Annotated in this window: 9 protein-coding genes; all 9 read right to left on the bottom strand. The window is 58.8% G+C overall.

Going from position 1 to position 9294, the window contains the following annotated elements:
- Positions 1–195: 195 nt before the first annotated feature.
- A complete protein-coding gene (locus tag QHC67_RS18330) occupies positions 196–1305 on the bottom strand; it encodes a PAS domain-containing sensor histidine kinase (RefSeq protein WP_319296560.1) in 1110 nt (369 codons plus the stop codon).
- Positions 1306–1309: 4 nt separating this feature from the next.
- Positions 1310–2044, bottom strand: coding sequence for an alpha/beta hydrolase (locus tag QHC67_RS18325; protein WP_319296558.1), 735 nt, complete (start codon positions 2042–2044; stop codon positions 1310–1312).
- Positions 2045–2328: 284 nt separating this feature from the next.
- Positions 2329–2718: a cytochrome c family protein gene (locus QHC67_RS18320; RefSeq protein WP_319296556.1), complete on the bottom strand. Its 390-nt coding sequence runs from the start codon at positions 2716–2718 to the stop codon at positions 2329–2331.
- Positions 2719–2902: 184 nt separating this feature from the next.
- Positions 2903–3847 carry a LysR substrate-binding domain-containing protein gene (locus tag QHC67_RS18315; protein ID WP_319296554.1) on the bottom strand — a complete coding sequence of 315 codons (945 nt, stop codon included), beginning with the start codon at positions 3845–3847 and terminating at the stop codon, positions 2903–2905.
- A gap of 201 nt (positions 3848–4048) precedes the next feature.
- Positions 4049–5680, bottom strand: coding sequence for a bifunctional 3-(3-hydroxy-phenyl)propionate/3-hydroxycinnamic acid hydroxylase (locus QHC67_RS18310; protein ID WP_319296552.1), 1632 nt, complete (start codon positions 5678–5680; stop codon positions 4049–4051).
- A gap of 166 nt (positions 5681–5846) precedes the next feature.
- Positions 5847–6833: a fumarylacetoacetate hydrolase family protein gene (locus QHC67_RS18305; protein WP_319296551.1), complete on the bottom strand. Its 987-nt coding sequence runs from the start codon at positions 6831–6833 to the stop codon at positions 5847–5849.
- Entirely contained in the window at positions 6833–7837 is a 1005-nt protein-coding gene (locus tag QHC67_RS18300; RefSeq protein WP_319296549.1) for an amidohydrolase family protein, read from the bottom strand. The genes QHC67_RS18305 and QHC67_RS18300 overlap by 1 nt, the downstream gene beginning before the upstream one ends.
- A 16-nt stretch (positions 7838–7853) precedes the next feature.
- A complete protein-coding gene (locus QHC67_RS18295; RefSeq protein ID WP_319296547.1) occupies positions 7854–8798 on the bottom strand; it encodes a VOC family protein in 945 nt (314 codons plus the stop codon).
- Positions 8795–8938, bottom strand: coding sequence for a hypothetical protein (locus QHC67_RS18290; protein WP_319296545.1), 144 nt, complete (start codon positions 8936–8938; stop codon positions 8795–8797). Before QHC67_RS18290 ends, QHC67_RS18295 begins: the two co-directional genes overlap by 4 nt.
- Between the last annotated feature and the right edge of the window lie 356 nt (positions 8939–9294).

The raw sequence follows: 9294 nt of genomic DNA, 5'->3' as shown, positions 1-9294 counted from the left end.
ATCCCCTCAAATCTCGCTTAGGGCATTGAATCATGCCAACACGGTCAGGTGAAGAGCCTTTTTCCGCGACCTGTTAATGCTGTGGGGGAAGCAGCGACGCTTGCGCAGAGCATCATCGACACCGCCGCAGACGATACCACTGCGTAACGGCGCCGACTCGAAATACGCTTAGCAAGCGCCGATCGGAACTGAATATCACTGAACTGCCGGATGTATCGGCATCGAGAAAGTGAACCTGGTCTCTTCTACGGTGGAACTGACCTCCATCGTCCCGCCATGTGCCTTGGCGATCTCATTGACGATGAAAAGGCCGAGGCCCAACCCCTGCTGACGCTGCCTGACGCCTCCGCGAAAGAAGGGCTGGAAAAGCTGCGCGCGCGAGGTCAGTGGAATGGGGTCGCCACCATTTGATACCGAGAAGATAAAGCTTTCGTCCTCGACATAGGCTTTGACCACAATAGGCGTGTTCGGATCGCCGTGCGTCACGGCATTGGCTATGAGGTTGGACGCGAGTTGCGCGATACGTGGCCTATCGCAGTCGACCGGCTGCCCAATCTGCATCTTCGTCACGATTTCGCGCTCGGGCGCGATTGCGCGGATTTCACTAACGACCTGTTCGAGCACCGGTACCAACGGCTCCCTGGCGTCGCGCATCAGCGTCAGGCCGCCGCCCAGACGGCCCCGCGCGAAGTCGAGGACGTTCTCGATCAAGGTTGATGCGCGGGACAGGCTCGCGCCCATTTCGCGGATCAGGAACTGCCCGCGTTCGCTCAAGGTTTCGCGGCCACCGAGCAGTCGAATACCGGCATCGAGAGCCGCGACCGGGTTGCGAAGGTCGTGGCTCAGGACGGCGATGAACTGTTCGCGGAGCAGCGACGTCTCATGCTCGGCCTCGGCTCTCGCGTCGGCCTCACTCCGGGCGTCGATCAAACTCCGCTCGAACTTACGCCGCTCGACCGCTTTGAACATGGTGATGCGCGTAAAAAGATGGTCGCCTTCATCGTCCCGCTTCTCACGGGCATTGGCGATGACCGGCACTCTGGCGCCGCCGGCATCCAGAAGATCCAGAGCGATTTCGTCCACGCGCCCCCGCAAGCGAAGCATCGGAGCGAGATGAGTCTCGTAGGCGATCCTGCCGCCAAAGCTCAACAGCGCGTGAAACGATTGCCCGACCAGCGCTTCAGCGGATTGCCCCAGCCAACCGGCAAGCGTGCCGTTGAGGCGATCGATCCGTGCGTCAGGCGTGAGCGAGACATAGCCGCAGGGGGCATCCTCGTAGAGATCGTTCAGGTCGCCGTCGCGCACGATCTTAGACAAAAGCCCGGATAGCAGCCGTCACCTCGTCCGGAGCGCTGAGGTTGGGGCAATGGCCAGTGGCATTCAGCAGAACATATTCGCTGTTCGGCAACTGATCGTGGACATACTCACCTACGCACGTCGGCGCGATGATGTCCTCCCGACATTGGAGCACGAGGGTGCGCGCGCTGACTGCAGGCAGGTCGACGCGATTGTCCGAGAAGAACGTGACACGCGCGAACTCACCCGCAATTTTCGGATCAGTTGCGCAGAAGCTGTCGGCGAGCGCTTCGCCAAGCTCCGGACGGTCAGGATTGCCCATGATGGCCGGCGCCATGGCCGCCGACCAGCCGAGATGGTTTTCGGCGAGGAAATCGAGAAGCTCCTCCACCTGGGCGTGTGAGAAACCCCCGACATAGTCGCCATCGTCGATATAGCGAGGCGAAGGGCCAACCATGACGAGATCGCTAAACATCCCCGGAGCCTTGAGGCTCGCGAGCGCGCCGATCATCGCACTAACTGAATGGCCGACAAAGACCGCGTCCCGAAGATCGAGCGCGCGACCGATCTCCACCACGTCCTGCGCGTAACCATCGAGCGTTGAATATTTCGTAGAGTCGTAGGTCGTGAGGTCCGATTGACCGGCACCGACATGATCGAACAGGGCGACGCGGAAATCAGTCTCGAAAGCCTTGGCAACAGTGGTCCACATATGCTGGTCACAGCCAAATCCGTGCGCGAATATCATCGCGCGGTCCCCTTGGCCGGAGACCCGAACATTGTTTCGACATAGCACCATTGCGACTCGAGTAACATAGGTGCAGCGAGCGCTCCAGTATCGCTTCATCCAGCGCGTGAATTTGAACGAAAACCCCATCCGCTCCTGTCGGCGATGGAATAAAAATTTCTGCTCGGACGAGTTTTGCTGGCAGCATATCAACTCAAATTGGCCTGTTCATGGTAGACTTGATGGCTGTCCTCTCTGCAACTGCCCTACAGAAATGGGAGCGAGCAACAGCCTATCGCAACAGGCTATTTGGTTTCTTTCTTAAGAAAAGCTATCAGATTGGCGCGGTCATTGGCCTGCGGGAGCCCGGCAAATCCCATCCTATTGCCTGGAACCACGGCACTTGGCTTTGCGATAAAAGCGTCAATTGTCTTGTCGTCCCAGCGTATCTTCGCCTTCAGCATCGCCGGTGAATAGGAAAAACCGACTGCGCTACCTGATACGCGACCAAATAGTCCTGAAAGGTTCGGCCCGATTTTCCTGGGCCCTGCTTTGACATCATGACAGATTGCGCAGCGAGCAAATACTACCCTGCCTTTTCCTGGATCTCCTGCCTGGGCGAATACCGGCGTAGTAGCACTCGTCAAAATCAGAACCGCCGTCGAAGCGAAAAATTTGATCCGAAGGACCATCATGACACCTTTCTTAGTTTCTGTAGATCCAGCCCAGCGTACTATCATCTCGAATTGAGGTAGCTGACTTGAACAAGACTTTAACGCGAGGGTTCGTTTCCGTACACGCTTCCGATCAACGTCCCAGCAGTAATCGAGATGCTTGAATTCAGCACCACCTCATACCCGTCCAACCTTCCGGTTGCCGTCATGAGAGGGCCGGTTCATTTGCAGTAGCGAAGGACAAGGGGAGTAGCGTCGGAAAGCGCTCACGCACAATGGCTGAAAAGGAACGTGCTGCGTAGGTCCTGAAGCTGTTGCGGGACCACAGAAGCGCCGTGACGCGTATCGGAGTTGGGTCGGTCAGCGGCACCACCGCCAGTCCATAATCGCTGCTCACGGCCCCTTCCGGTATGATGGCCATGACATCGGACATCGCAGCTATACCGCGCATGACCTCAATCGAATTCGTCTCGTAAGCGAAGTTCGGCACGGCATTCGCTGTAATGAAATAGCGGTCGATGAGGTGGCGGGTCGAAAAATTGTCTGTCATCCGCACCAGGCGTTTGCCATCGAGTTCTGCAAGGCGAACGCTCTCGCGTCCCGCGAGCGCTTCTGAGGACCGCATCACCAGTACGAGACGCTCCTCCAGCAACGGCTCCAGCTCAGTGTCGTCCAGGATCGCGGGAGCGAACGCCAGTCCGACATCCAGCACACCTTCCGCCAGCCCCTTTTCAATGTCAGCAGGAGCCTGCTCAACGACCTCGATCTCGATCTGCGGATAGCGTTCTATGAACTCTCCCAGGATTGGCGGTAGAAGCCTGTGAACGAGCGACTGACTGACCCCCAGGCGGAGACGGCCCCGTGTCATGCCCGCCAGTTCGTCCAACGCGATGCGACCGGCGTGGACCTCCGCGATCGCTTTCACCGCATAGGTCCGGTAGATTTCGCCGGCCTGAGTCAATCTCATGAGGCGTCCCTTCCGATGGAAAAGAGGGGCGCCCAACTCGGCTTCCAGTTCGGCGATCTGCTGGGAGAGCGCGGGCTGGCTAATGAACAGCGCCGCTGCCGCCTTGGAAAAATTAAGCGTTTTGGCGGCGCCGACGAAATATTCGAGCTGCCGAAGCTTGATCGCGGAGCGCGGCTTATCCATAACTCTCGCCTTTCAAACCTTGTAGGATGGATCGATCCTGATTATCGATCTTGTAGTCCGATCACGATTGCAGAGGCAAGGTAGCTTCAAGACGAACTTGTCAGGCTTGGTGCCTGCTCCTTGCGCCCCAAAGGAACTTCCCCGCCGTCCGACGGCGCTCCTGGCTTTGCCACATGCTACCGTACCGGAGCCATGACCTGCTCAGGCGAGCTGCTTTTCCAGATGCAAGCTGTCCATGACCGCCGCGAACGAACTCTGGAGACTCTTCTCCGGTGCTGCGGCGGCAACATATCTATCCGGACGGATGAGGATCGCATCAACGCCACACTCGTCGAACCAGGTCTTGTAAAAACCGTCGACATCTTCTGCGTCGCACGGCGTACCCAGCGCGCCAAGCACGATTGTACGCACGTCCAGCCGGGCGAGTTGCTCGCGCTGCGCGCTCGTCAACATCGTGCGGGGATCGCGTCCGTAGCCCAGGAGATGCCAGCCCTGGCCCATGAGTGCATCGAGACGGCCGGTCGTACCGGCCACACGCACGATTCCCTGTCGGGACAGCTGCCCTGCCCCCGGCTGGCTGGGCACCCAAACACCTGCGCCCAAAGAAGGGTGAGGAACAGGCGGTGGGGCAAGGCTGGGATCGTCCATCGCGGCCTTCATGGCCGTGTCTCGCGCTTCCGCCTCGACCGGATCGAGAACGCAGACGGCCTTTCCGATGTCGATCGAGAACTGCACGAAATACCGTACATGTGCCTTGCGTTCCTCCACGTAGGAATCGAGCAGATCCGATGCGCTTTCTCCACGCAACACTAGATCTAGCCGCCACGCGAGCGAGACCGCATCGCGAAGCCCCGCGCACATGCCCTGACCAGCAAAGGGCGGCATCAGATGGGCCGCATCTCCGGCGATGAGGACTCTGCCACTTCGCCATTGGTCGGCCCATTTCGCCTGAAAGCGCCAGACCGTATGCCGCTCAAGCGTCGCATTTTCCGGCGTCATTTTCCAGGGTTGAAGCAATCGCCAGCTAGCGGCCTCAGTATTCATCTCGGCCAGATCCTCTCCGGGCAAGACCATGAATTCCCACCGTCGCCGGCCCCCGCCGCCGGGCATGAGCGTCACCGGACGGGCCGGATCGCAAATCTGCAGCATCGACGAGCGAAAATTCACGGCAACCTTCGGCATCACGTCAACGATCAGCCAGTCATAATGAAAGCCCAGATCGGTCATTGGCAGATCCACGGCGCGGCGGACGAAGCTGTTTGCGCCGTCGGCGCCGACGAGGAACTTGGCGGTCAGGCGTCGCCTGGACAGCATGCTATCACGGTCCGGGCGCATATTTCCGGCTTCGTCCGTAGGATGCGCTATGATCTCGACGGCTTCGGCCGACTGGTTCAGCTCGCAAACCTCTGCGCCTCGCAAGATGGTTACTGACGGCAACTCGTCGATCATTCTGCCAAGGGCCAACTCAAGCGCAGGCTGGTAGAAAAAATAGTGAGCATAGTGCCCGGCCTGTGTCGTGCCCGTCCAGTCGAGCGCGGCGATTGTTTCACCTTTGCCATTCTCCAGATAATAGTACTCATCCATATAGACGATGTTGTCGTCATGATCCGGATCGATGCCGATATCGGCGAGCAAACGTGCGATTTCATCGTCAAACGCAATTGCGCGTGGGAGGGAATATAGGCCGGGGTGCCGCTCGACTACGATGACACGCAGCCCCTTGCGCCCCAGAAGAAGCGCCAGCAGCTTGCCCGTAGGTCCTGCACCAACAATGAGCACGTCGGCAGGCTCGACGACGTTGTCGGCGGAAACAGCGTTGGCGTTCGTAATCATCGTGTTTTCGATCCCAGGAATATGCTCATAGGCATTGCGTCACCTTTTGACCGGGTCCGAACCGGCACTGATACGCCGGGCCGGGGTGCATTCCGCACGGGCATGTCTGCCGCTTCTAGAGCCCAGATGGTCTTTCATGCTCAGAGAGCTGGAGCGTTCAACCGTGTCATTCGATGCCCGAAGGTGCTGCGACGATGCGGTTTTTCAGCCTGCCGAGGCCGTGAACTTCCGTCTCGACTACATCTCCGGCCTTGAGGAACTCGCCGGTCGCCTGTCCGACGCCGCCGACGGTGCCGGTGACGAAGATGTCGCCCGGTTCAAGCGTCAGGATATGGCTGGCGAATTCGATCTGCTCCTCCGGAGAAAAGATCATGTCGCTGATGTGGCCATCCTGCTTGACGACGCCGTTCAGCGTAAGGGTGATGCGAAGATTTCCGGGGTCGGTGACATAAGCGCGCGGTACGAACAGCGGCCCAATCGGCTCAAAGCCGTCGTGCGACTTGGAAGCCAGCCAGTCGGTCTTGAAATTTTTCCGGTCGTCGCGCCAGAGCATATCGCGGCATGTGACATCGTTTGCGACCATGAAGCCAGCGACATGGTCCATCGCGTGCGCCGCCGCGATGTCGCGACCCCGCTTCCCGATTACGACAGCGAGTTCCGCCTCCCAGTCGATCTGGTGGTCGCCGGCCGGGAGCACGATATCGTCGAATGGTCCTCCCAGCGTGCTTGAAGCCTTGAGAAAAAGATAGGGCCTTGCGCCTTCCTTCTCCCCGGCAAAACGAGTGTTAGCGTCCCCGTTGCCATTGCTGGTGTTATAGGCGGCCATCTCTTCGACATGCTCTCGAAAATTAGCCGCGGAGTGGAGAATCTTGCCGGGCCGCAACACTGGCGGCAGGTATCGCAAGGTCGCCGGCTCAAGGGGGGAGATATTTCCGACCTCGTCGGCCGCAAAGCGGGCCAGAGCCTCAAGGCGTGGGAAATTCTCATCCCAATGCTCGAGCAAACCTAGCAGCGACGCCTGGCCTGGAAGATCCTCCTCGGCGCTCGATCTGGACCACAACTCCAGGAGGTGCGGCAGAGCAAAAATATGCTCTGCAACGACCAGCCCTACAAACGACTGCCCTTTGTCGGCGAAAGTTCCTAGCGCGAACATCAATCGAGCCGCAGCAGCGTGCGGGCGTTCGCCCACAAGATCTTGTTTCGCTCGTCCTCGCTGACAGCCAGCGAGCCAACGGCGTCTATGGCGCCCGACATCAGCTTGCGGCCTCCATTGTAATCGAACGGAGCGTCCGATGCGAAGAGAAGATGGTCACTGCCAAAGAAGGCATGTCCGCACACAGCCGCGGCGCGTGAGCCATTGATCGCCGTATCCGCATAGAGCATGCGGTAATAGTCGAGCAGCGGTCGCTTCAGCCCCGCGCGGACGGCGAGCGGATTGACGTTTTCAGCCCCGTCGAAAATCTGGTTGAAGCCGATCCCGATTTTCTCGGAAAAGTAGGGGATCATGCCACCCATGTGGTGCGTGATGATCTTCAAGCTAGGTAGCTTGTCGAAGATTCCCGAAAAGATCAGGCGCGTTATCGCCGCGCTTGTCTCGTAAGGCCAGCCAAAGGTAAACCAGATCTCGTCCGCTGAGGCGTCCTCGGTGGCGTAGTCAGCAAAATTCGGCCCTCGCATAGGGTGAATCCAAACAGGCAGATCGTGCTTCACCATGGTCTCGAAGATCGGTAAGAACGATGGATCACTGAGCGGTTTGCCAAGCACGTTTGTGTAGATCTGAATGCCGCTTGCGCCCAATTCGGTCACGACCCGGTTCGCTTCCACGACTGCGGCGGCTGGATTGTTCATCGGCAAATTGGCAATGAAGCCGGGAAAGCGGTCCGGATGTGCCTGACAGACATCAGCGAGAGCATCATTGGCGAAGCGGGCGAGCGCCGGCGTCTCGTCAGGCGTGCCCAGCAACTCTATGGGGGGATTGGAAAGCGACAGGATCTGCTGGTAGTCGGCATACTCCGCCATCAGCGCCAAGCGGCTGTCAATATTCCAGAGTTCCGGCAGTTTCTCGAAAATCCGGAGACCGAAATTGTCCGGCAGAATCGTCTGGAAGCGCCGGAACACCGGTTCAGGGAGGTAGTGAGCGAAGATATCGAGTCTCATCGTTGAACTTTCTGAGCTAGCGGGATGAGTGGCTGACAAAGGCTTCCGGTGCGTCATCGCCCCACTGAGACGCAAAGCCTATCTCCACAGGATAGGAACCTTGCGGGTGGTTGGCATTCAGCAGATCGGAATCAGTCCAGTGCTCGTGTATTCGGCCCCATGGATCTTGCCAGTAATCGAAGATCTGACTGCCAAGGAAGTGACGTCCGATCCCCCAACTATGTTGGTATTTGCCCAAGCCGCGCAGGTGCTGATGGCCAGACATCACATCATCGAAGTCCTGCACTTCGAATGAGATGTGGTTTAGGCCATTCTGCTTCTGCTGAACGACGAACAGAACATGGTGGTCGACGAACGCTTCGCCGCGGTCCACTCGATTGAAAGACCCGATCACGTGATCCGGCTCACCCGCCCAGACATCGTCGGTCCCCACCATGCCCAGCGTCTCGCGATACCAGGAGACCGTCCTGTGGAGATCGGTGGCGTGAACGACGACATGGCCGATCCGCTTCACCTGAGAGGGGCCGCCGTCGACGCGGAATTGCTGCCCTTGGCGCTTGGCTCCATGCGCCCCCAGGTTCAGCGACGGTCGCACGACCGGAAGCGGCGGAAGCAAGGCTACATCTGCTAACACTTCGATCTGAAAACCCAAGGGGTCCGTGAGCCGGACCCGCTTACCTCCGCCGGGTTCGTCTACACTCTCCACAGCGCCCTTGCCGGCGAGGGCCACAAGATCTGAGGCATCCCGCGCCATATAGCCAAAACCGACCACTTTTGGTTCGCCCAGTTCGGTCACATGCAGATGATGGCCGCCGTCCGTCCCGCGCATATAGAGCGCGGTCGGCGTTCGAGCGACTTTGGCCAGGCCGAAGTCAGTAAGGAAGGCTTCCGCCTCATCCAGATCGGGAGATCGGAGCCGAATAAACGCCAGTTCCGGCACTTTTACTTTGATTTCGCTCATGCGACAGCCTCTCCTGCCCAGTGATCTTCGAAGAACTTTACGGTGAGCGCCAGCGCCTCATCGGCTTCTTCCTTGCTGTCGCATATGCAGGCGAGATCATTGGCGGCCCCCATCGCCGGCCCGTTCACCGCGGCGATCACAGAAACTTCCAGATTGAAAAGCGCCAGAGGGATGCCTCTACTTGCACGAACTCATTCATAGAACGTTGTTTCGGTGAGAGCGCGAATCTGGTTCGCCGTCAGGCCAAGCCACTTCGTCAGATGGCCCGGCCGGAATACGGGACAGATCGATACCCTTAAGGTGAGAGCGCGAACGAAGCGATGGTGCCCAAGTCTCGCGCGTTGCCGGCTCTGCTGTTGCCGTCTTATACACAGGCAAAGGCCTTTCCCTTCCTCTCTTTCGATCCCTGCTCACCATTTATGACCGGCCCCCACTGAGTGGTCCGTGCTGATTGTTAGTGCATTATCGCCTCCGTTGCCATTGCCGCCTGGAGGTG

It is taken from the genome of Sphingobium sp., assembly GCF_033795625.1.
In the GTDB taxonomy this organism is placed as follows: domain Bacteria; phylum Pseudomonadota; class Alphaproteobacteria; order Sphingomonadales; family Sphingomonadaceae; genus Sphingobium.
The sequence above is the reverse complement of the archived record's forward strand: the minus strand, read 5'-3'. Positions and strand labels throughout refer to the sequence as shown.